Genomic DNA, 23,677 nt, shown 5'->3' with positions numbered 1-23,677 from the left:
GGGGCATCGGTACTCGAAGCGATCGTCACCGACCTCGAAGGCGCCGAAGTCGACGCATTGGTGACCGAGATCGCCGCAACGGTCTGCCGAGAGGACCCCAGATCGACCACAGCGTTACGGGTCGATGGGTTGATGGCGTTGATCCATGGCGAACACGCCCTCGAATGCCAGTGCGGGCGCGGTGAGCGTTGCCCGCTGGACGGTGCCGCGGACCGGCCCGATCCTCGGCGGGGTCCGCTGGTGCAGATCCTCCTCGACGCCGAAACACTGCTCGGATTACGCCAGAACCCCGCCGTACTGGCCGACGGAACCCCACTCGACCCGGAACTGGCCCGGCTCATCGCCACCGACGCCCACTGGCAAGGCCTGCTCACCGAACTCCACGACGTCCTCACCGCCCGAACACCACACACCCACCAACCCAGCCACACCGAAACACAGACACAGGAAGCGGAGAAGACCGAGGCAGCACAGGACACCGAGATACCCGGCGACACAGGGACCCACACCGATACCGACACGGGCACACCTGTTGACGCGGGCCTAGGTGACACCGAGACCGAAGACCACGAGAGCACAGACGACGAGGCAGCTGATCGGCCCGGCACCGACGGTCCCGGGAACGCAGGAACCGGCGCTGCCGCGACGAATCAACGACAAGTACCGAGAAAAATGCTCTCGCCCCTACGGATTCGGGTGCCGCGCCTGATCCACCGCGGCCGGATCCGCCGAGCAGGAACCGTACCCACACCCACCAACGGCAGAGGTCTGCCCAGCGCCACCGGTCTGCCCAATAACACTGGTCTGCTCAGTGACACTGTTCGTGCGCAGATCACTGCGACGCTCTTGGCAGCGATCACCGCCGACCCCACCCTCGCTGCAGGACCCCACCCCGACGGCCACGGAGGCGACACCGAACCACCACCCGGCGCCCTGACCTACCGACCCACCACCGACCTCGCCGCCCGCGTACGCATGACCTACCGCACCTGCACCCACCCCGGATGCGACGTCCCCTCCGCCGACTGCGAACTCGACCACATCGTCCCCTACGACCACCACGCCCCCCACCGCGGCGGATGGACCATCGAGACCAACCTCCACCCCGTCTGCACCGCCCACCACAAACACAAAACCGCCAACGCAGCCACCGTCGCCTACCTCGCCGGCGGCATCATCCTCTGGACCCACACCACCGGCACCCGCACCCTCACCTTCCCCGAACTCGGATGCCCCACCACCGCACGCACCCGCCGACACCGACGCGGGCGACCCGTCCCCGAACCCGACATCTCCACACCCACCTGGTGGGAACAACACATGTCCCCCGCCACACCCGAACCCACCACCGCAGACCTCCGACACGCACCCACCGACACCGCCCGCACCCGAATCCGACTCCTCCGCCGAAAACTACGACAACCCAAAACCATCCAACACCTCCGCGAACGAAAGAAACCACCACCCTTCTGACGTCCGAGGACGTTAGGGTGACCTGCGGAAGGCCGCCACATGCAATTGACGTCGCAGGAGGACATCAACCGTCGGGGGCTGCGAGCACGGGACGCGATGGACCGCCGGCCGACGTTGCCGACACTGTGTGCGAACGGGGCTCGTGCGACTAAAGTGTCGGGATGTGAGGAGCGCAGACATCAACCCCACATTGCCCCTCGGCATCGATTTACTCTGGGCTGCAATTGTGTTGGCGTGCTTGTCGTTGACCATCGTTGCGTGGGTGTCCATCCTGGCTCGGCGGTGAACTCGTAGTCCAGCAGTCAGTGGCCCGCGCTGTACATGTAGAGCTGCGCACTTTCATCGTCCTGCGTCAGCACAATGGTCATCGAATCCATGCCGCCGGAGGCGGGATACCGTGTGGACAGAGCTCCAGACCGGCATACGAATCCCGCACCCGACCGGCTCCATCGGGGGAAAATTCGGATTCGCCGCCGTTACGGTCGATGCATCACCGAACGCCGCGTCCGCCTCGTATCGAGCAGACCACGCGGGCGCACCGACGAACTCCCAGAACACGAATGCCTCTGCGAATTCGAATCCCCTCGGAACAGTGAATCCATCTGCTTCCAGATAGTTTCTAATTTGATCCTCATCGACCGCCAGCTGCTCACCGGGCTCAGGAGAAGCACAGGAAGCCAGCGCTATGCATGCAAGAGACAGCACGACGCACATCCGCCATCTCAACCGCATGAAAACCCATTCCCTCTCCGACGCCTGCGCGCACGTTCGGTAGTTGACTGCGCACGCTTCGGCGAAGCAATGACGCGTTGATTATTCAACCCGCCGGGGCGCGGTACTGCATTCGAGGATTCGTCCGAGGGGTATCGCAGTCGAATGACTCGAGAATCCCCGCGCTGGTAATGATCGCGTAGGTCTCGATGTCCATTCCGAGATCGGCATCGAACGCCGGGACTGTTGCGGACAGTGCAACGATCAACCCATGGTGGCGAAGCGGTGAATGCAGGAACACATCGATCTGCCACCCCTCCGGCACCTGAAGGACAGTCCAAGCCGTCACGACGGGATCGTTCCCGGACACAAGGTCCCGGAGCACTAGTTGTCCGAAGTCGAGAGCGAATCGTCGTTCATTCGTGTGGTTGGGCATTGTCCGATTCACTAGAGGAGAAGGCGAGCAGCAACCCGTACGACGTTGAATGCTAGGTGCCGGACCATTTGTTTGCCTACTCTTCGAAACCGATCACTTGAGCCTGTTCCGAGAACACAGTGTCGGATGGACCGCGGTGTCGCTTTCGCACCGCCGTCGACGATAAGGACCATTGATGCTCGGAACGAAACAACAACGTGCAGTGAAAGCTGCGGGATCGGCGGCTCTGGCAGTGGCAGTGCTCGTGGCATGCACATCGAACACGAGACCCGAAGGGGAGCAGGTCGTAGACGACGCTGCGCTGGATCGCTTCTACCAGCAGCAGTTGGCCTGGGGCGCCTGCGGAACCGACTACGCGAGCACCGACGAGGAGACCAAAGCCATGGACATCGTTCCCGGGCTCGAGTGTGCGCGTCTCGAGGTGCCACTCGACTACGACGATCCAGAGAACGATATCGCCGAGATCGCGGTATCGCGCGTGCCGTCCCGAGGTGACGGACCCAGTACGCCGCTGGTGATCAATCCAGGCGGGCCGGGCGGGTCAGGCGTCGTCGGGGCGATCTTGACCGCCTTAGGGCTTGTCGAAAGCCCGATCACCGAGAATTTCGATATCGTCGGATTCGATCCGCGCGGTGTCGGTGCCTCACAACCGGCCGTGGATTGCTACAGCGACGAAGAAGCGGATGCAGGTTCTGTTCCGCTCGGATCGCTGGGTACGACAGTAGAATTCACCAGCGATGACACGCAAGCGATCATGAACAAATGCGCCGAGAGGTCGGGCGGTGTCGATGCCCTCGCGCACGTCGGGACCCGAGACACGGCGCGGGACATGGATGTTCTGCGAGCAGCACTCGGCCAGGACAAGTTGACCTACTTCGGTCAGAGTTATGGCTCGAGATTGGGAGCGGTCTACGCCGAACAATTTCCCGACCGCGTGCGCGCACTGCTGTTCGACGCAGCTGTCGATCCTCGCCTTGACGGCCACGAAGCAGTGCTCAGTAGTTACGGAGGGTTTCAACAAGCGTTCGACGGCTTGGCCACCGAATGCGCGGCCCGTTTCGAGTGCCCCCTGGGTAACGATCCAGCACGGGCGACCCTGAGGTTTCAGCAGCTGGTAAGGCCACTGCGTACCGAGCCTGTTCCTGCTCTGGACACGACGTTGAGCTTCGACGATGCAATCGGAAGCGTCATCTCGGGGCTCTACGCGCCGGATACGTGGCCGCTTATCGTCGACGGTCTCGCAGAACTCGCCCGAGGGCGGGGCGACGGTCTGATGCAGCTGCTCTACACCTTCGGGGGTCGCAGCGCAGCGGGCCAGTGGACCAACTTCACGGAAGCGAACTACGCGATCAACTGCATGGATCTCGATCGTCTGACGCCAACTCGAAGCGCCGAACTACGACGCCGGACGTACGACCTGGCGCCGTTCATGGATCCCGGTGTCGATGTCGCCGACGGTGCCCGCGATGCGTGTGAGCACTGGCCCGCGGAGCCGACGCTCGGCTTTCCCTACGCGCAGGACGTCGACGGACTACCTCCCACCCTGGTCGTATCCACGACGCGCGACCCCTCGACCCCGCACTCCGGTGGCGTCAGCCTCGCCGATTCACTGGGAAGTTCTCTGCTCACCGTCGAGGGTGGCGCGCATGGCATCGTCGGGCAGGGCACGAATGCGTGTGTCGATGGCATAGTGTCCGATTACCTGATCAACCTGCAGGTACCCGACGAGGATGCGCGCTGCATCACGTGAGGAGGGTCGATATGGCTTGGAGTACACGTGAACTCGCGGAGCTCGCAAGCACGACCGTCAACACCATCCGTCACTACCACCGCCTGGGTTTGCTCTCGGAACCCCAGCGGTCGAGCAACGGATACAAGCAATACCGCGCTGGGCACCTCGTGCGTGTTCTTCGGATCCGACGCTACCGCGAGCTCGGTGTTCCCCTCACACAGATCGATTCGATCGATGGGCCCGACAGCGCGCTCCAGACTCTCGACGAAGAATTGGTGGCCGCCATCGAGCAATTACAGCGCGCTCGCGAACGACTGGCGGCCACCCTGAGTGAGGGTGCTAAGTCCGACGTTCCCGCCGGATTCGGTTCTGTCGCCGACCGATTGCCTGCTCCGGACCGAGCCCTGCTGACGATAGTGGCGCAGTACTTCGACGACGATGCGTTGGACGACATTCGCGCAATGATCGAAGTCGCACAGACCGATGTGGACCGCGAATACGAGCAACTACCGGAAAGCTCGAGCGACAGCGTCCGCCAGGATCTCGCCGAGAGAATGGCGGTGCTACTCAGTCGGCACCTGGAGGACTACCCCTGGCTCCTCAACCGAGAGTCACACATCACCGCTGCACCGGACGTAGTGGACAGCGCCGTTTATCCATCGGTTGCAGATCTCTACCGTCCCGCACAACTCGACGTGCTCGTGCGGGTCGTCCACCTCACGCATGACCGGTGAGCCCATGCCCCGGTCGACGACGCGCTCCACCTTGATCACTTGGGCACCGAAATCCGCGAGCATGCGCGGCTGTGGGCCCGGCGATGTAGTTACCCAGCTCCAGAACTCGAAAACCATCCATTGGCAGCGTATTCGAGTCGTCAGGCGAATATTCTCCGAGCAGAGGTGCCTCCGTCGAGTGGGATGAGCCGGTTTCAGTGCCGTGTGAGCAGCTCGAACATTGCATGTACTTCGGCAGCTGTCGGGGTGGGCAGGGAGCCCCGAGCGTGAACGAAGCCGATGCCCGAGTACACGAGAATGCCTGCCCGTAACCGCGCTTCGTCCGGGTCGAATTCGAGATCGAGCAAGGAGCGCTGTACGACCTCGAAGATTCGATTGTCCAGTTCGCGCACGGCGTCGGCGATCTTGCCGTAGTTGCGAGCCCAATCCCGGACGGCCGACTCCACTGCCCACGTGCGTTGGTCGATCAACAGTTCGGCCATGATCTGCAAGCGCTGTTCGACCTCGACGGTCTCGAGCCCCTTCAATCCGCGCACCGTGTCGTTCTGGGTGTCGCACCACTTGTCCGCGATCGCTTCCATCAGCTTGTCTATGTCGGCGAAATGCCAGTAGAAGCTCCCTTTGGTGACCTCGAGGCGTTCGCACAGCTTGGTGATCTTCACACCGGACACGCCGTCGGTCGCCATCAGTTCGAACGAGGCGTCGATCCAGTCGTCGACCGACAGGCGTGTTGTCCGACGCGTCGGCTTGGTCCCGGTCTTTGCACCCGCTGCCTTCTTTGCGGGTGCTCGGCGCGCTGAAGCCGACCTGGGTGTGCCTGCCATCAGAGTGAACTCCTCGCTGTCGGGGCGGCGTACGCCCTTCGATCGTACGATCCGGCGCCGTCATCCGGCGGTGAGGCCGCCGAGGGCCAACCGACGTACGAGTGGACCGTTCGTCATGTGCAGGTGATCGGTCCGGTCCGCCGGGTCCACATCCTGGACGACGAGATTCTCGCTGCCGGGCACTGCGGCCACGAGCGGATCGGTCATGAGCCCGTCCGACAGCGAGATCACGTTGACGTACCGCACTCCCGGCGACACCCATCCAGTACGAGCAGCGTCGTGCATGTAGCCGGAATCGGCGACGATCTGACCGCATGCGGCGCAGATCGGTTCGAGCAGAGGCTTCTCCAGGGCGGCGAGAGCGTCGTAGATCCCGATGCTCCGATTGAACGCAGCCAGACTGCCGAGCCCGGCGAGATCGGTCCCGTTCCACAGCGGCCCCACCGTTACCAGTGCGCGCACGTCCTGCGCACCGGAGTGCGCAATCCACTGCTGAGCCACCAACCCGCCGGCACCGCGGGCGAGAACCTGCACTCGGTCGGCCCCGGTTCTTTCACGGATGGAGGCGACGAATGCGCCGAACTCGAGTGCCGAGTCCTCGATGCTGGTCAGACCGGCCACCGCGAGCCCAGCCTGCTGCAACAGAACCGATGCATCCGAACTGCCGTAGGTGAACGAGAACGCACACAACCCACGCCTGTCCAGGTCGTCGAGCCACCCGTCCCACTCGCGCTCCGAGGACGCGAGATCGTGCACGAGGACGGTGGGCGTCTCGCACGCCGCCGGAGAGGCGGATGCCGTCGCAGCCTCGACGTTCAGGACTGCGGCGACAGCGATCGAGATCGCAACCATTCCACGTAGTGCTCGACAGGCGTTCTCACGCAGCCTCATTGGCCTCCGATCTGCGGATTCGTCGAAATCGACTGACCACACCATACAGTGCGGTATGGTGCGTGTCACATCATCGGACCGTGCGAAAGGCTCCTCACACATGGCGCAGGACATGACCCGCCGCACCCTGTTCCGAGCGCTGGGTGTGGGCACCGCAGCAGTGGCTCTCGGCGGCGTCAGCGCCTCCCGCGCGTTCACCTCACCCGCCGGCGACACGTTCGAGAGTCCGCTGCTGTTCCACTCGCCCGACGTGACTCCGTTCCGAGATACGCTACCGACGCTGCCTACGGTGTCGGGATCCACTCTCTCGGTCGACGCGGTGTCTGCCATGCACAGATTTCATGCCGACATGCCCGAGGTCCCCGCGCTGGCATATCACTGCGGACCGAACGCGCGACCCGGCTACCTCGGGCCCATCATCGAAGCGCACGCCGACGATCCGCTGACCCTTCGATTCTCCAACACCATGACCCTGCACCCCATGGCTCAGGACATGGACACCTCGCTGCACGGTGTGACCGAGAGTTTCCGTACCTCGACCCCGATGTCGCTGCACCTTCACGGCGGCGTGACGCCACCGGACAGCGACGGCAATCCGGAGCAGCTCACGGTCCCCGGAGGAAGCATCGTTCATCACTTCCCCAACAGGCAGGAAGCGGCAACACTCTGGTATCACGATCACGCGATGGCAATCACCCGTGTCAACGTCTACGCGGGCCTGGCCGGGATGTACTTGCTCCGAGATCGGTTCGACACCGGTCGTACCGACAATGCCCTCGGACTCCCCGCCGGTGAGTTCGAGATGCCACTCGTCATGCAGGAGAAGATCTTTCGCGAAGACAGCCACCTGAGCATCCGATCGACTCGCATCGTGCCGGAGGGTTCGTGGGAAGGTGGAGCCGTCGGAGACGTCGGGCTCGTCAACGGCATGATCTGGCCGGAACTCACCGTTGCCCGAGGGCTGTACCGCTTTCGGATGATCAACGCCGCCTCGTACAGCGTGTGGAACCTCCACTTCGAGAACCACATGAAGTTCTGGGTCATCGGCAACGACGGCGGATTGCTCGACGCTCCCGTGCCCGTGACGTCGATCAGGGTCGCTCCAGGCGAGAGATACGACGTGCTCGTCGACTTCTCCGATTACGACGCGGGCCAGACGGTCGAATTGAGAAACGACGAGGCTCCGCCCTTCCAGGCGGCCGTCATCGGGGCAGTCACCATGCCGCTGTTCTGTCGTTTCCGTGTCGGTACTGCACGCGGATTCACCGGTGGGATACCGACGTCGCTGCGCGGCGGTCGAGGGCCTGCACCGATCGGACCCATCCAGCAGCCGACGAAGATTCGTACCGTCACCGTCAGCCAGCCCTACGCACTACGCAATCCACCGGCCATCATGTCGCTGAACAATCTTCGCTACAGCGACCCGGACATCGAAATGCCGCGACCCGGCACCGTCGAGCAGTGGAACATCGTCAACATCACGCCCGATCCGCACCCGATTCACATCCACCTCGTCACCTTCCGGATCGTGGGTCGCACCCCACTGCGCACCGTCGATTACCAGATCGCGAATCCGCAGCCTGCCATCGGAATCAAGTGGACCCCTGATCCGGAAGGCTTCCTCGGCGGACCGATGACCCCGCCTGCACCGTGGGAGGCCGGTTGGAAGGACACGGTGAGAGTCGACGGCGGGACGGTCACGCGCATCGTCGTACGTTTCCCGACGGCCGAGGAACTGGGTTTCGACCCCGACGCCACCTTCCTCCGACCGGCCGCTGCCGCACAGCCGAGCACCGATCACGACAACCATCACGACCCCATGCACGAGGTCCACAACGGAATCGACCATTCCGGGGAATCCGCCGGTGACCTTCAAGGCTACGTCTGGCACTGTCATCTCCTCGACCACGAGGACCACGACATGATGCTCAAGTACCGGATAGTGCCGTGACGCAGGCTCTTCGGAGCGCTGCCCGCGCTACCGTCGCTGCGACGTCCTCGGTCGGCGAGTTCTACGGCTTGGCCCTGGACACCGCAGTAGCTCTGGGCCGCAGAGACTTTCAGTGGCGAGAATTCGTGGACCAGAGCTGGTTCATCGCTCGGGTGTCACTACTGCCCACGATCCTGATGTCCATTCCGTTCACAGTCCTGGTCGTGTTCACCCTCAACTCGTTGCTCTCCGAACTCGGGGCAAGCGACCTCAGCGGTGCGGGAGCGGGCCTGGGCGCGGTGACCCAGATCGGACCCCTGGTGACCGTCCTGGTCGTCGCGGGCGCTGCGGCGACCGCGATCGCCGCCGACCTCGGTTCACGCACCATCCGCGAGGAAGTCGCGGCGATGGAAGTTCTCGGTATCGACCCCGTTCATCGGCTCGTGGTCCCCCGCGTCGTTGCCTGCACTCTGATCGCAACATTGCTGAACGGTGCCGTCTGCACCATCGGCCTCGTCGGGGGCTTCTTCTTCTCGGTGTACCTACAGGACGTCACGCCCGGTGCGTACGTATCCGGCATCACCCTGCTCGTCGGTCTCCCGGAACTGGTCCTGTCCGAGATCAAGGCAGCCCTGTTCGGCTTGTTGGCCGCGCTGATCGCTTGCTACCGCGGATTGTCGGTCGTCGGTGGGCCGAGGAGTGTCGGCGAGGCGGTCAACGAAACCGTCGTGTTCTCCTTCGTCGCACTGTTTCTCGTCAATCTCGCACTGACATCCGTCGGCCTCGCTCTGAGTGACCGGTGACAAGCGATGGGCTTCGATATGTCGATCCGAGTGAGTAACCGTGTGCGCAGTGTCGTTCGCGGGATCGACGACGTCGGCGAGTTGGCACTGTTCTTCGGACGCGCCCTCGCGTCGACGGGCAAGGCCGCGCGCGACTACCGCGCCGAGACACTCCGTGTACTTGCCGAGATCAGTCTCGGCACAGGGGCTCTCGCGGCAGTCGGCGGAAGCATCGTCGTACTGGGATTCCTCACTCTCTTCGCCGGTGCCACCGTTGCCGTCCAGGGATTCGATTCACTGGGAAACATCGGAGTCGACGCGCTCACCGGATTCCTCGCCGCATACGTCAACGTGCGAGTCGTGGCTCCGATCACGGCAGGCGTCGGCCTTGCCGCAACGATCGGCGCGGGTACCACCGCCCAGTTGGGCGCGATGCGTATCAGCGAAGAGATCGACGCGCTCGAAGTGATGGCTATCAAATCGGTTCCGTACCTGGTCGGAACTCGTGTGCTCGCCGGCATGATCGCAGTCCTGCCCCTGTACTCCCTGTCTCTCATCACCTCCTTTCTGGCGAGCCGCATAGCCACCGTGGTCGTTCTCGGCCAATCGGGTGGCGTCTACGATCACTACTTCTCCACGTTCCTCGTCCCCTCGGACGTGCTGTGGTCCTTCCTTCAAGTGTTCGTGATGGCCACCGCGGTGATGCTGATTCACACCTACTACGGCTACACCGCATCCGGTGGGCCGGCGGGAGTCGGGACCGCAACCGGTCGCGCTGTTCGACTCTCGCTCATCACCGTCGTCATGGTCACGTTGATGATTTCACTTGCCCTCTACGGCAATTCCCGATCAGTGCACCTGGCGGGATGAGATGTCCGACGTGAACAGCACCGGATCCGGCGCACCCCGCCTGGCGGCTGTGGTTCTGGCGACCACGATCGCCGTCGCAGTCGCCGCCACCTACCTCGCCTTCACCGGTGCCGCGCAGGACGCCGTCGATCCACCGACGCGGGTGACACTGAGATCCGACCGTAGCGGTCTCGTCATGCAAGCAGGTGCCCTGGTGAAGATGCACGGGGTGGAAGTGGGGACCGTCGACGTCGTCGATCGGGACGCAGACGGTGCCGTCGTCCAACTGCGATTGAACAGCGATGCAGCACAATCGATACCCGAGAACGTGGAAGCGAATATCGCCGCAACCACGATCTTCGGTTCGAAGTTCGTCACACTCACCGAACCGGCCGATCCGTCGACGACGCCGATTGCCTCCGGCGCTGTCATCGACTCATCCTCGGTGACCGTGGAGGTCAACACCGTTTTCGAATCGCTCACCCAGGTTCTGTCGGCAGTGGAACCGGACAAGCTCAACGCCACCCTCACGACGTTGGCCACGGCACTCGGTGGGCGCGGTAGCGACCTGGGACGGAGCCTGGACGACACGAACGCACTCCTCGCCGCCGTCGAACCTCGGATTCCGACCCTGCAACGCGATATCGACTCCGGATCGACCGTGAGCGACACCGCCGCAGGTGCGGCACCGGATGTACTGACCGATCTGCGCAACCTGACGACCACCGGGCGCACTCTCGTCGACGAGGCCGACGCTCTCGACGCCGTTCTGCTCGGGGTCATCGGGATGGCCGATGTAGGCAACCGAGTCCTGACGGACAATGCCGGAGGAATCTCGAGCTCCGTGCTCGAACTGAAGCCGACAACCGAACTGCTGGAGGAATACTCACCCCAGTTCACCTGCTTTCTGCAGGGCGCGGACCGAGCCCGGGTGGGGGCAGAGGAGGTGTCCGGCGGAAACGGACGCACCATGCTGCTCAACAGCACCGTATTGTTCGGAATCCCGCCCTACAGGCCCGAGTCGGACCTCCCGCGCGTTGCCGCGTCGGGTGGCCCGCGATGCGGCGCACTGCCCATCGTGCCCGACGACGCCGTGCCGACCCCGTACGTGGTTGCCGACACCGGATCGAACCCGTTCCGTGCGGGCAACACCGGCCCGGTTGTCTCGCCGGGTTCGATACTGGATTTTTTGCCCGGCGGGCTCGCTGCACCGGGTGGCACCCGATGAACCGCACATCGAGCACGATCAAGCTGGTCGTTTTCGTGGTCGTGATGACCGCGGTCCTCGCGTGCCTGGTCGTGGTGTTCGGACAGGTCCGGTTCGAGTCGACCACATCCTTCCGCGCCGTCTTCACCAGCGCGTCGGGTCTGCGCAGCGGTGACTTCGTACGGGTGGCAGGGGTGGAAGTCGGAAAGGTCTCGGAAGTAGCCATCGTGGACAACCACCAGGCGGAGGTCGGCATCGACGTGGGGCCCGGTTACGTGGTCACCTCGTCGACCACTGCCACCGTCCGGTACCAGAATCTCGTCGGCGACCGCTATCTCGAACTGGCCGACGGCGCCGGTGAGGCCGAACCTCTGGGCGACAACTCGACGATCCCCCTCGAAAGAACCTCACCCGCTCTGGATCTGGACCAACTCATCGGAAGCTTCGAGCCCCTGTTCGAGTCCGTCGATCCGTCCAAGGTCAACGGTCTGACCGCCGAACTCGTCGCTGCTCTCCAGGGACAGGGCGGTTCGATCGCATCCCTGCTCGCCCACACCGCCAAGTTGACCACCACACTCGCCGATCGAGACGAGGTGATCGGACGGGTGATCACCAACCTGGACACCACGCTGACAACGTTGACCGACCAGAAGGATGTCGTGTCGACCGCACTCGATCGGGCACAGAACTTGGCAACCGGCCTCGCTGCCGACAGCGCGGCATGGGGTACCGCCCTGACGGAGATCGATTCGTCTGCGACAACCGTGGCCGACTTGCTGACCGTGGCCAGACCGCCCTTGCAGTCGACACTCGACGAACTCGATCGAACTGCTGTGCAACTGGATTCGCAGAAGGACAGCATCGGGAGCATCGTCTCGCGCCTCCCCGACACCTACGCCGCGCTCAGCCGACTCGGTGCCTATGGCAACTTCTTCAACTACTACCTCTGCGGCATCAAGCTGAAGATCGACACTCCCGACGGCGGCGGCCTCACCACGCCGCTGATCGGACAGGAGACGGGAAGGTGCGCACCACGATGAATCAGCGTGTACGCGAGCGCAACACCGTGCGGCTCGGCATAGTCGGCACCGTCCTCGCGGTACTGGTGACAGTGGTGGCGACGAACGTGTCATCCTTGCCGATTCTGTCGGCGAGCGCTGCCTACAGCGGCGTGTTCCGAGACACCGGCGGACTCGTGACCGGAGCCGATGTCGAAGTGGCAGGAATCGTCGTCGGCGAGGTCACCGATATCGAGATCGATGCGGACACAGTGGTCATCGCATTCACCGTAGGCGGCGGGGTCGAACTCCACGACGATGCACGCCTGGCCATACCGACACAGACTGTGCTGGGCACGAAGAATCTGAGTGTCGATCCCGGTGCCGGTGGACGGCTGAGCCCAGGCTCTCGGATCGGACTGGATCACACATCGAGTCCTTACCAGTTGACCGATGCGCTGGGTGACCTTACCGACGACGTCACCGAACTCGACACCGACGGACTGACCGACGCCATGCGCGTGAGCACCGAGGTGCTCGAGCAGACCCCCGCGGATCTCGCTGCGGCAGTGGACGGAGTGGGCCGACTCTCCCAGAGCATCGCCTCGCGCGACGACTCTCTGCGGTCCTTGCTGTCAGCGGCGGAACAGGTCACCGGAGTACTCGCCACCCGGAGTGAACAGATCGGCATCCTCGTCACCGACGCGAACACCATCCTGAGCGAACTCGACCGTCGACGAGCCGTCGTGGATCGATTGTTCGACAGCGTCACCGAGCTCGCCCGGCACTTGAGTGGGCTGGTCGCGGACAACGAGGCGCAACTGGGATCGACGCTGGCATCGCTGGATTCGGTACTCGAGGTGTTGGAGCAGAACAGAGCCGATATCGGCACGGCCATCGAGAATCTGGGCCCGTACATCACTCAACTCGGCGAGGCGGTGTCGAGCGGACCGTTCTTCAACTCGTACATTCAGAACCTGATCCCTGGCCAGATCATTTCACCGTTCATCCGTGCCGCCCTCGGACTCGGCCCCGCCCCCGGTGAATCCGCCGGTGTCAACCCACTGTCCGCCATCGACGGAGCACCCCGATGACGGCCAGGCGATGGCAACTCGCGGCCATCGGGATCGGTCTGGCGATTCTGGCCGCGGTGTCCTACACCGTCGTCCCTGCACTGAACACCACGACCATCATCGCCCAGTTCCCCAGTACCACAGGACTGTACGTCGGCGACGACGTGAAAGTCATGGGTGTCGACGTCGGAAGCGTCGGCTCGATCGAACCACGAGGTGACCACTCCGACGTCGAGCTACAGATCGACTCGTCCTACTCGGTGCCGGCCGACGCCCTGGCGGTCATCGTCTCGCACAGTCTTGTCGCCAGTCGCTTCGTACAGCTCACTCCGCCCTACACCGGGGGCTCGACGATGGTCGACGGGCAGCACATCCCGATGTCGCGCACCGCGGTACCGGTCGAGTGGGACCAGATCAAAGCTCAACTGTCTCGATTGGCGGACGCGGTGGGAACCGCTGCGCCCGACGGCCGAGCACCTCTCGGAGCCCTCGTCGACGCCGCCGATGCCAACCTCAGGGGGCAGGGGCAGAACCTCGGAGCGACCGTCGCTCAACTCTCGGACGCGTTGAAGACGTTGTCCGACGGTCGAACCGACTTGTTCGCCGTCGTGCGCAACCTGCAGGTGTTCGTGTCCGCACTGTCCGCAAGTGGGCAACAGATCGTGAACTTCAACGATTCGATGGCATCGATCACCGCTGTCCTGGACGACAACTCCGAGGAGATCGGCACCGCGTTGACGTCTCTGGACCTCGCCGTCGGCGATGTGCAGAGGTTCGTCGCCGACAATCGCGACGGTCTGGACGACACACTCCGCAGCCTGCAGACCGTCGTGGGCGAACTCGCCTCGCAGCGTGACGGAATCGCCCAGATCCTCCATGTGGCGCCAACCGCGTTGTCGAATCTGAACAACATCTACCAGCCCGCACACAACGCGATAGTTTCCGCGCTCGCGCCCAACAACTTCGCGAATCCGATGGACTTCATCTGCTCGGCCATCGCCGCAGCCGAGGATGTCGGTGCTCAGGAAGGAGCGAACCTGTGCGTGCAGTACCTCGGTCCCCTGCTGAAGACGCTGGCGTTCGACTACCTTCCTCTGTCCACCAACCCGATTCACGGTGTCGGCGCACTGCCGGATCAGCTGGTCTACAGCGAACCCGACCTGGAACCGGCCACCCCCGCGCCGACGTCGGCACCGTCGCCGTCGTCGCTGACGGATCTGTTACTTCCCGGAGGTGATCGATGACGACACGACGAATCGGGCCTCGGCAGGCAGTGGTGCTCGCACTCGCGCTGCTGACGTCCGGCTGCGGCTGGCAGGGCCTCAATTCACTTCCGCTCCCCGGCACCGCAGGAGAAGGGGAAGGAGCGTATTCGGTGACCATCGAGATGCCGGACGTGTCCACCATCGATCGCAATTCGCGAGTGCTCGCGTCCGACGTCACCGTGGGCCGCGTCGCGGACATCGAGCTCGACGACGGCCACGCCGTCGTCACCGTTCACCTCGACCAGAGCGTCGACCTGCCGGCGAACGCCGTCGCAGCGGTCGGTCAGACCAGCCTTCTCGGATCGACGCACATCGAACTGTCGCCACCCGTTGCCGAAGCACCGACCGGCCGGCTCGCCGACGGCGATGTCATCCCACTGGATCGCGCCGGTGCGTATCCCACCACCGAGCAGACCCTGTCGTCGCTGTCGCTCGTACTGAACGGCGGTGGACTCCCCCAACTCGGCGACATCGTGAACGAACTGGATGCCGCGATCGGCGGACGACCGGAATCGGTGCGGTCCGTGATCGATCGATTGAACGCTCTCCTCGGCGGACTCGTCGAACAGCAGGCGAACATCGAGCGGACGATAGACAACCTCGATCGATTCGCCGCCGACGTCGCCGATCAGAACCAGGTGCTCGCCGACGCCGTGACCACGCTCGGCCCCGCGCTGACCGTACTGTCGAACAGCCGGCAGGACTTGACCGCCGCACTCACCTCGTTGGGCCGACTGGGTACCACGGCCGAGAAGATCGTCGACGACACCGGAGGCGATCTGGTGGCCGAGCTGCAGGAGTTGCGTCCTGTGCTTGCCTCACTGGCAGATTCCGGGACGTCCCTGACGGACGCCTTCCGTTACCTGCTCACCTACCCGTTCCCGATCGACACTTATCAGAACGCGGTACGCGGCGACTACGCCAACGGCGAGGTGACTCTCGATCTTCGGCTCGACACTCTCGACAACGCCCTGTTTCTCGGCACACCGCTCGAAGGCGCACTCGGCTCGTTCGCACCCACTCCGTCGCCGACGATTCCGTCGACCACCGACCTCCTCATCCCACCGGCAGGCAACCCATGACGTCGAAGACAACGCTCCATCGCAAGCTCTGGATCATCCTGGCCGTCGGCGTCGTCTCCACCGCCACCACGGCAACCTATTTCGCCCGCGTGCCGGAGCAGGTCGGTATCGGCCGCTATCGAGTCGCGGTCGAGCTCGCCGACGGCGCCGGCCTCTACACCGGTGCGAACGTCACCTATCGCGGTTCCGAGATAGGACGGGTCGTCGAGCTCACAACCCTCGGTACCGGCGCGCGAGCGGTGGTGTCCCTGGAATCCGATGTCGACGTTCCCGCAGACACGACGGCCGAGGTGCACTCGATGTCCGCAATCGGAGAGCAGTACATCGACATGGTGCCGAGCTCCGACGAGGGCCCGTACCTGTCCGACGGCGCGGTGATCTCGAAGGACCGAACCTCCGTTCCCGAGCAGGTGGGCCCGACGATCGATCTCCTGCAGTCTGCGCTGGCATCCATCGGCTCGGACAACCTACGCAGCGTGCTCGACGAAAGCGCTGCCGCACTGGGAAACAACGGAGCAAACGTATCCCAGCTACTCGATTCGCTTCGAACTCTCACCGCCGACGCGAACGCCGACACATCGTCGATCATCGCGCTCATCGACGAAGCCGACCCCGTCCTGGCAGCAACCGCCGCGAGCAGTGAGTCGATCAAGGCCTGGGCAGCGTCGCTCACCGGAGTCACGGGGACGCTCCGCGACCACGATGGGTCGGTGCGCGCCCTCGTGGACAAGGGCACGCCGATGGCAACGGAGGTGACCGCCCTGTTTCAACAGTTGCAGCCGACCCTTCCACTTCTGCTGGAGAACCTGACCACCGTGGAACAGGTTGCGGCGGTGTACAATCCTTCGATCGAGCAGATTCTGGTGCTGTACCCGCCGCTCATCGCAGCGACCCAGGGAACGGGGATGCTGAATTCCCAGTCGGGAGAGCCCGGTCAGAACACCTTCTTCGCCGCCCAGGTGAACGACCCGCCTCCGTGCACCACCGGATTCCTGCCTGCGTCCGAACGCCGATCACCCACCGAGGTAGATACGATTCCGACCCCGAAGGGCCTGTACTGCAAGATCGATCCAGCCGACCCCACCGCGGTCCGCGGCGCGCGAAACCTCCCGTGTATGGAGTTCCCGGGACGACGCGCAGCCACGGTGGAACTGTGTCGAGACCCGGTGGCGTCCACCGGAGACTACGACCCGACCGACGGTTCCTACATCGCCGGGGACGGACGCCGGTATGTCGACGGTGGACTCGACGCCCTGCCCGAGACACTGGACGGGCTGCTCGTCCCGGACGGAGAATGACCGCCCGTCAGATCGGATCCAGCTTCGAGATCAACCATCGGCCGTCGACCTGATCGAGTTCGATCCGAAGGCTGCTCGACGCCGCCTTCGGATCGGGAGCGTCGGTCGAGGTGATGTTCTGGTTCACGAAGACCAGTGCAACGGCGGAATCCTCCGACGAGGACACGATCGAGCTCGCCGAGACCGTTGCGCTGGAGATGATTCCGCGTTCCTTGGCCGCAGGAGCGATCGATTCTGCACCGAACGCACTGTAATAGCTCAGGAAATCTCCGGTGAGGAACGACGCTGCATGCTCGATATCGGCGTCCACCGAATCCGCCCTGTAGGACAGCACGGCGACGGCACCGTCGTCGGCCGCGTCACCGATCGCTGAGCGTGACTGGGACAGTTGCTCGTCCGTACGGGTCTGCGCGTACAGGGAGGCGGTCGACGCCCCCGCACCGACGAGTACCAGCGACAGGCCCACTGCGAATGCTCGACGACCGATCATGGCACGAACTCCACATCGGAGACCAGAATCGTCCCGTCCTCGTTGTCGAGCGTGATTCGAAGGCGCCATACTCGCGGTTCCTCCTGCGCCCCGGAAGAATTGGTGACGCTGGAGGTCGCCGCCACGAGGACACTCGCGGCACTGTCGTCGGAGTTCTCGATACCCGCTTCGGTGATCGATCCCGTCGCCCGGACATCGGCCTGCTCCACCACCGAGACGAAATCGTCCGAGCGTTCGGCGAACTGGTCACGAAACGTTCCTGTCGACCGGTCGAGCACCCGCGCGACATCGTCGTCGACAGTGGCGGCCGAGATGGTCGTCAAGTCGAGCACACTCTGTCGTGCGGCCTGCAGATAGCGCTGCTCGAGGTCGTGCGCGGACTCGAACGCGCGATGCTGGTGAAGCAGCACTCCAGCCGTTGCGCCGAGCGCCACCACGGCGAGCACCGCAGCCCCCACCGCCCCACGACGCACCTGCCTCGCGGGCTTCGACGAGGCAGATTCGAGCTCGCTCGGTTCCCGCTCCGGAGTGTCCTCATCCTCCTCGGATGCACTGTCCAGCACTGTTTCTCGCTGACTCACATCGTCACCTTCCCGGTCCGCAGAAATCCGACCATACTACACAGTATGGAGACTCCGCAGCCGAATGCGCAAGAAAAATCACCCTTGTCCATACCGCAAAGTATGGTACGTTTCTGTGACTCGGATCGCATTCGTCCAAGGAGGCGGACCCAGACGTGATCGTCGACAGTTTCCAGAGAATTCAGTACGAACCAGCTCGGGACGGCCGAGTGGAGATGCACTCGGGTCTATCGCGGCATTACCCCACCCTGCATGCCAATTTCGTTGCGCCGCAGGGCCACGATCGCAGCGTGGGGATCCTGCTCGCACATCCCACCTCGGACTTCCTGTCACACTTTCTTCTCCGTGGCTTCGCCGAGGCCGGCATGCCCATCATGGGACTCAACACGCGATACACCTCCAACGAGCCGGCACTACTGATGGAACGCGCCATCGCCGACCTCGGATCCGGCGTCCGGTGGATGAAGGACGAACTCGGATTCGACAAGGTGATCCTTCTCGGCTTCAGCGGCGGTGGTTCGCTGTCCACCTACTACCAAGAGCAAGCGGAGACGCAGACCGTCGAGGTCGACGGTCCCCCTCTCGTCCCGGCCGATGGCCTGATGCTCGTCGGGGCCCATTCCGGACGTGCGAGGGTCCTCAGGCACTGGATCGACGCCTCGGTCACCGACGAATCGGATCCGTTCTCCACCGACCCCGCACTCGACCTGTACGACCCTTCTCGCACCGTCCCCCTGGATCGGGACTGGGTCGAGCAGTATCGCGCGGCTCAGCTCGACCGCATCAGAAGGATCGACGACTGGGCGATTCGTGAGCTCGACACACTGTCCGCACGAGGCGCTTCGGATCACGCGTTCGTGGTGCACCGCACCGTCGCCGATCCTCGGTTCGTCGACCTCACGCTCGATCCCAGCGACAGAGAGCTGGGAAGCATGTACGGAGATCCGCAACGTGCCAACACCGCCGCAGGCGGGCTCGCTCGATTCGTGTCGGTGCGGAGTTGGCTCAGCACATGGAGTTCGGATCACACCGGGGCGGACGCGCTGAAGAATCTACCGAGGATCCACGCACCGACCCTCATCGTCTCGCTGCTCGGCGACCAAGCTGCCTTCGCCGACGACGCCCGAGCGATGCACGATGCCAGTCCTGATTCCACCTTGGTCGAACTGCCCGAACTCAACCACTATCTCGTCGATCAGCCGCACGGAATCGGCACCGTCACCGGCGAGTGCGGCGCCTGGATGGAGAAGAACGTATGACGCTCACCCAGAACTCGATGCGAGTCCCGACCGCCTTCACGTACTGGGAACACCGCCGCAACCCTCGAATCGCTCGACTCGAGTCGGCCGCGAGGCACGTGTTCGGCACGTCGATCTTTCCGAGTGACGATGTTGCCGCCGAGTTCTGCGACAGCCTGTTTCGCGGAGACACGGTCGCCGAGAACTTCGTCGACGACGTGTTCGCAGCCGATCCGAAGGGTGGCCGAGCACTACTCGAACGCGCCCTGACGGAAGGTATCGACGCGCTCGACGACGTGCCGGCCAGCATGCGGGTGCTCTTCGACGAGTTCGAGACGCTGCCGGACTGGGTGCGGCCCGAGCTCGTCGAACAGGGCGCCGCCATCTGGCGCCGCTGGGGAACGATGTTGTTCGCCGTCGCAGGCGGAATCACTCTGGAGATGTACACCGAGGCCGCCGTCGCGACCCCGCTGTCTCTCGCCGGCGGGTACGCGGGCGACAACGCCCTGCGGCGCTTTCTGGAAACGTGCCAATTCTGGGTCGATACCTCGGAGCCGGGAGCGTTGCTGCGCATCGGCTCGGCCGGCCGCGCCACCGCGATGAAGGTACGAGTGATGCACGTTGCTGTCCGACGCCGCATCGACGGCCACCCGGAATGGGACACCGAGAAGTGGGGATACCCGATCAGCCAGGGTTATCAGATGTTGACGTTGCTGGGTGGCAGCACCGTGCCTGCGTTGGCGCTCCGACTGGTTGGACTGCAGACCACACCGACCGAGATTCGCGCGCTGCTGCACTTCCAGAAGTTCATGGGCCATCTCCTCGGTGTCGATGTGCGCAACTTCCCGACGACCATTGCGGACTCCCTCCGGATGACGGCCATGGTCTCGGCAGCACGGAGCTACGACGCGGGGGTGCACGGCAAGGAACTCATCGAGTCCTTTCCCGCCAGCTTCGCGCCCAGACCGCACCAGAAAGGACTCGCGCGAATGCGCGCTCGATACAACTACGGAATCTATGGCGCGTACACCACGCTGTTCATGGGCCCGGCGACACGTGCGAAGTACGACATGCCCTCTGCGTTTCCGTGGATTCTGATCGTGATCGCCCGGTTCCCCCTCATCACAGTCCTCGAGCTCGTCCGGCGGACTGTTCCGAGAGCGGGACGCCGGATGGAACACATCGCCGATCGACATCGGCGCAGTTGGCTCCGCGCCCAGATGGACGGGCGAGAAGCCGAGTTCGACGCACAGGGAGCGTTGCGACGATGACCGAGACCCTGAAATACAGCACGGGATTCGGGAACGAACATCAGTCCGAGGCGATCCCCGGCGCCTTGCCCTGGGGGCAGAATTCTCCGCAGCGAGCACCCTACGGCCTCTACGCCGAGCAACTCTCCGGTACGGCGTTCACCGAACCGCGGGAGATCAACAGACGCACGTGGGTGTACCGAATCCACCCGTCCGCGCGTCATCCGAGATTCGAGCGCATCGACAACGGCCTCTTCCGTTCGGCTCCGCTCACCGACGGGGTACTCGATGTCAATCGATTGCGGTGGAATCCGTTCGACGCTCCGTGGCCCGATGCTGATTTCCTCGACGGTGTCCACACCATCGCTGCGAACGGCAATGTACTGGAGCGCAACGGTATCGCGGTACACATGTATCACGCGACGAGGTCGATGACCGACAGGTACTTCGCCGACCTCGACGGTGAGCTACTGGTGGTTCCGCAGTCGGGTGGCCTCCGGCTGCACACCGAACTCGGACTCCTGGACGTCGTACCCGGCGAGATCGCCGTGATCGCCCGTGCGGTGAAGTTTCGGGTGTCGTTACACGATGATTCCGCCGCCGGATACATCTGCGAGAACTACGGCGCCTATTTCGCGTTGCCCGAACTCGGCCCGATCGGGTCGAACGGACTCGCCCACGCACGGGACTTCTCGTATCCCATTGCTGCCTACGAAGATCGCACTGACGAGGTGCAGGTGATCCAGAAGTTCGGTGGGCAGCTCTGGGCAGCAGAATACGATCACTCGCCCTTGGATGTGGTGGCGTGGCACGGTACACACAGCGCGTACAAGTACGACACGAACCGTTTCAACACGATGGGCACCGTCGGGTGGGACCATCCCGACCCGTCCATCTTCACCGTACTCACCTCTCCATCGGAGCGACCCGGCCAAGCCAATGTCGACTTCGCCATCTTCCCGCCACGGTGGAACGTTGCCGAGCATTCGTTCCGACCACCCCACTTCCACCGCAACATCATGACCGAGTTCATGGGCCTTGTTCGTGGACAACATGATTCCAAGGCGGAGGGGTTCGTCCCCGGCGGGGCGAGTCTGCACAACATGTGGGGCGCCCACGGTCCCGATCTCGAGACCTTCGACACCGCGTCGAGTGCGGATCTGCTACCACAGAAGTTGGAGAACTCGTTGGCGTTCATGTTCGAGACACGACTCCCGTTGATCACGACGGACTTCGCCTACAACGCGAAACACCGTCAGCCGGACTACGACTCCTCGTGGAGCGGCTTGCAACGACATTTCGATTCGCAGGATTCCGCAGCCACAGGAGAGTCACGATGACCACGGCCGACATCACACGACCCGAATTCGATCTACCGGAGCCGCTGCTCCGCATCGGTGGAGCCCGTGTCGGGGCCGCCGACGGTGCGACGTACACCTCGACCGATCCTGCTACCGGTGAGGTGGTCGCAGAGATCGCCGCGGCCGGCCAGGACGACGTCGATGCGGCCGTCCGCTCGGCACGTGAGCAGTTCGAGCACGGCGAGTGGTCCCGAACCAGCGGCCCTGAACGAGGAAAAGCCCTCACCCGGTTGGCAGCACTGATCGAAGCCGACGCCGAGACTCTCGCGGCTCTCGAAGCTGTCGAGATGGGCAAGCTGTACCGCGACTCCGTCGGCGGCGACATTCCCTGTGCGGCCGAGGCGTTCCGGCACTTCGCGGGGTGGGCCGACAAGATCTCCGGTTCGGCGATGTCCTTGCCGAACTTCGGCCCGCAGCAACGATTCGGCTACACGGTGCGTCAACCTCTCGGTGTCGTCGCGGCGATCACCCCGTGGAACAACCCGGCCCTGATCGCAGCCTGGAAGCTCGCCCCCGCCCTCGCCGCGGGAAACACCGTCGTGGTCAAGCCCGCCGAGGACGCGTCGCTGTCGACGCTGCGATTGGCCGAGCTCGCCACCGAAGCCGGTATTCCCGACGGAGTGCTCAACGTGGTCACCGGCCTCGGTCCGGTTGCGGGGGCTGCCCTGGCAGGTCATGGCGGCGTCGACAAGGTCTCCTTCACCGGAAGTCCCGCTGTCGGCCAGTCGATTCGGAGCTTTGCGGGCGAGAGCTTCCGAAAACTCGTTCTCGAGCTCGGCGGAAAAGCACCACAGCTGATCTTCGAGGACGCGGATCTGGAGGCTGCGATGCCCTGGATCTCGATGGGGAACTTCTACCACCAGGGACAGGTGTGTGCCGCTGGGACGCGAGTCCTGGCGCACGAGTCGGTCATCGACCAGGTCGTCGACGGACTCGTCGCCGCAGCCGAGAGCGCTGTGGTCGGAGATCCTTTCGACGACCGGTCCACGATGGGGACCATCGTCAACGCGAAGCAACTCGACCGCATAAACGGGTACATCGATTCCGGCATATCCGAGGGCGCACAGTTGATCTGCGGCGGCAAACGTGAGCGTGGTGTCGGTTTCTACGCACAACCCACCGTGTTCCGCGGTACCAACGAACTCACCATCGCCCGCGACGAGATCTTCGGGCCCGTCGCCACGGTGATCGGATTCCGCACCACCGAGGAAGCCGTCCGAATAGCCAACGACACGCGTTACGGCCTCAACGCGATGGTTTACTCGCAGAACATCTCTCGCGTCCACTCCGTAGTCGAGAAGCTTCGTGTGGGCACGGTGTGGGTCAACGGATGGGGTGTTCCGGACCCAGCGTTGCCCTGGGGTGGCCGGGCAGGAAGCGGTATCGGACGCGAACTGGGCCGATCCGGACTCGACGGGGACACCGAGGAAAAGACCGTCCACATCGGCTTCGACGGCATCTGATGCCGAACT

The 23,677-nt window shown here is 63.8% G+C and carries 21 protein-coding genes; 16 read left to right on the top strand and 5 right to left on the bottom strand.

Annotated elements, in window-relative coordinates:
• Window positions 1-1,473 (top strand): HNH endonuclease signature motif containing protein (locus tag H292_RS27700; protein WP_020111852.1); only part of this gene is annotated, 1,473 nt, incomplete at its 5' end.
• A gap of 817 nt (window positions 1,474-2,290) precedes the next feature.
• On the opposite strand, the gene H292_RS0114300 is transcribed toward H292_RS27700, so the two are convergent.
• Window positions 2,291-2,533 (bottom strand): hypothetical protein, encoded by a 243-nt coding sequence (locus tag H292_RS0114300; protein WP_230620979.1) that lies wholly within the window; start codon window positions 2,531-2,533, stop codon window positions 2,291-2,293.
• Window positions 2,534-2,795: 262 nt separating this feature from the next.
• Here H292_RS0114300 and H292_RS0114295 point away from each other — a divergent pair, with 262 nt between their 5' ends.
• On the top strand, window positions 2,796-4,370 hold the full coding sequence (locus H292_RS0114295; RefSeq protein WP_020111850.1) for an alpha/beta hydrolase: 1,575 nt from the start codon (window positions 2,796-2,798) through the stop codon (window positions 4,368-4,370).
• Between the two features lie 11 nt (window positions 4,371-4,381).
• Window positions 4,382-5,086: a helix-turn-helix domain-containing protein gene (locus H292_RS0114290; RefSeq protein WP_020111849.1), complete on the top strand. Its 705-nt coding sequence runs from the start codon at window positions 4,382-4,384 to the stop codon at window positions 5,084-5,086.
• Window positions 5,087-5,280: 194 nt separating this feature from the next.
• Here the strand turns inward: H292_RS0114290 and H292_RS0114285 are convergent, their stop codons facing one another.
• Together H292_RS0114285 and H292_RS0114280 are read right to left on the bottom strand one after the other, a co-directional pair.
• Window positions 5,281-5,910, bottom strand: coding sequence for a TetR/AcrR family transcriptional regulator (locus H292_RS0114285; RefSeq protein ID WP_020111848.1), 630 nt, complete (start codon window positions 5,908-5,910; stop codon window positions 5,281-5,283).
• 60 nt (window positions 5,911-5,970) lie between these two features.
• Window positions 5,971-6,762, bottom strand: coding sequence for an esterase/lipase family protein (locus H292_RS0114280; RefSeq protein ID WP_020111847.1), 792 nt, complete (start codon window positions 6,760-6,762; stop codon window positions 5,971-5,973).
• 139 nt (window positions 6,763-6,901) lie between these two features.
• Here H292_RS0114280 and H292_RS0114275 point away from each other — a divergent pair, with 139 nt between their 5' ends.
• From H292_RS0114275 to H292_RS0114235, 9 genes are read left to right on the top strand one after another with little or no spacing between them, the layout of a single operon-like run.
• Window positions 6,902-8,752 carry a multicopper oxidase domain-containing protein gene (locus H292_RS0114275; RefSeq protein ID WP_020111846.1) on the top strand — a complete coding sequence of 617 codons (1,851 nt, stop codon included), beginning with the start codon at window positions 6,902-6,904 and terminating at the stop codon, window positions 8,750-8,752.
• Complete coding sequence (locus H292_RS0114270) at window positions 8,749-9,534, top strand: MlaE family ABC transporter permease (protein WP_020111845.1); 786 nt, start codon at window positions 8,749-8,751, stop codon at window positions 9,532-9,534. Before H292_RS0114275 ends, H292_RS0114270 begins: the two co-directional genes overlap by 4 nt.
• Window positions 9,535-9,552: 18 nt before the next feature.
• Complete coding sequence (locus tag H292_RS0114265) at window positions 9,553-10,383, top strand: MlaE family ABC transporter permease (RefSeq protein WP_020111844.1); 831 nt, start codon at window positions 9,553-9,555, stop codon at window positions 10,381-10,383.
• A gap of 1 nt (window position 10,384) precedes the next feature.
• Window positions 10,385-11,590 carry an MCE family protein gene (locus H292_RS0114260; RefSeq protein WP_020111843.1) on the top strand — a complete coding sequence of 402 codons (1,206 nt, stop codon included), beginning with the start codon at window positions 10,385-10,387 and terminating at the stop codon, window positions 11,588-11,590.
• Window positions 11,587-12,609 (top strand): MCE family protein, encoded by a 1,023-nt coding sequence (locus H292_RS0114255; RefSeq protein WP_020111842.1) that lies wholly within the window; start codon window positions 11,587-11,589, stop codon window positions 12,607-12,609. The genes H292_RS0114260 and H292_RS0114255 overlap by 4 nt, the downstream gene beginning before the upstream one ends.
• Window positions 12,606-13,661 (top strand): MCE family protein, encoded by a 1,056-nt coding sequence (locus tag H292_RS0114250; protein WP_231383845.1) that lies wholly within the window; start codon window positions 12,606-12,608, stop codon window positions 13,659-13,661. Before H292_RS0114255 ends, H292_RS0114250 begins: the two co-directional genes overlap by 4 nt.
• On the top strand, window positions 13,658-14,884 hold the full coding sequence (locus H292_RS0114245) for an MCE family protein (RefSeq protein WP_020111840.1): 1,227 nt from the start codon (window positions 13,658-13,660) through the stop codon (window positions 14,882-14,884). Before H292_RS0114250 ends, H292_RS0114245 begins: the two co-directional genes overlap by 4 nt.
• A complete protein-coding gene (locus tag H292_RS0114240; RefSeq protein WP_037188478.1) occupies window positions 14,881-15,987 on the top strand; it encodes an MCE family protein in 1,107 nt (368 codons plus the stop codon). The genes H292_RS0114245 and H292_RS0114240 overlap by 4 nt, the downstream gene beginning before the upstream one ends.
• Window positions 15,984-17,285, top strand: coding sequence for an MCE family protein (locus H292_RS0114235; RefSeq protein ID WP_020111838.1), 1,302 nt, complete (start codon window positions 15,984-15,986; stop codon window positions 17,283-17,285). The genes H292_RS0114240 and H292_RS0114235 overlap by 4 nt, the downstream gene beginning before the upstream one ends.
• A 7-nt stretch (window positions 17,286-17,292) precedes the next feature.
• Here H292_RS0114235 and H292_RS0114230 read toward each other — a convergent pair whose 3' ends face one another.
• Window positions 17,293-17,775, bottom strand: coding sequence for a hypothetical protein (locus tag H292_RS0114230; protein WP_019667546.1), 483 nt, complete (start codon window positions 17,773-17,775; stop codon window positions 17,293-17,295).
• Window positions 17,772-18,356, bottom strand: a complete 585-nt coding sequence (locus H292_RS0114225; RefSeq protein WP_231383844.1) for a hypothetical protein — start codon at window positions 18,354-18,356, stop codon at window positions 17,772-17,774. Before H292_RS0114225 ends, H292_RS0114230 begins: the two co-directional genes overlap by 4 nt.
• Window positions 18,357-18,511: 155 nt before the next feature.
• Between H292_RS0114225 and H292_RS0114220 the strand changes: the two genes are divergently transcribed.
• From H292_RS0114220 to H292_RS0114205, 4 genes are read left to right on the top strand one after another with little or no spacing between them, the layout of a single operon-like run.
• Entirely contained in the window at window positions 18,512-19,615 is a 1,104-nt protein-coding gene (locus H292_RS0114220; protein ID WP_020111836.1) for an alpha/beta hydrolase, read from the top strand.
• On the top strand, window positions 19,612-20,865 hold the full coding sequence (locus H292_RS0114215) for an oxygenase MpaB family protein (protein ID WP_020111835.1): 1,254 nt from the start codon (window positions 19,612-19,614) through the stop codon (window positions 20,863-20,865). The genes H292_RS0114220 and H292_RS0114215 overlap by 4 nt, the downstream gene beginning before the upstream one ends.
• Entirely contained in the window at window positions 20,862-22,184 is a 1,323-nt protein-coding gene (hmgA, locus tag H292_RS0114210; RefSeq protein WP_020111834.1) for a homogentisate 1,2-dioxygenase, read from the top strand. Before H292_RS0114215 ends, hmgA begins: the two co-directional genes overlap by 4 nt.
• Window positions 22,181-23,668 (top strand): aldehyde dehydrogenase family protein, encoded by a 1,488-nt coding sequence (locus H292_RS0114205; protein WP_020111833.1) that lies wholly within the window; start codon window positions 22,181-22,183, stop codon window positions 23,666-23,668. The genes hmgA and H292_RS0114205 overlap by 4 nt, the downstream gene beginning before the upstream one ends.
• Window positions 23,669-23,677 lie beyond the last annotated feature (9 nt).

Source organism: Rhodococcus sp. 114MFTsu3.1 (assembly GCF_000383555.1).
GTDB lineage: Bacteria > Actinomycetota > Actinomycetes > Mycobacteriales > Mycobacteriaceae > Rhodococcoides > Rhodococcoides fascians_E.
The sequence above is the reverse complement of the archived record's forward strand: the minus strand, read 5'-3'. Positions and strand labels throughout refer to the sequence as shown.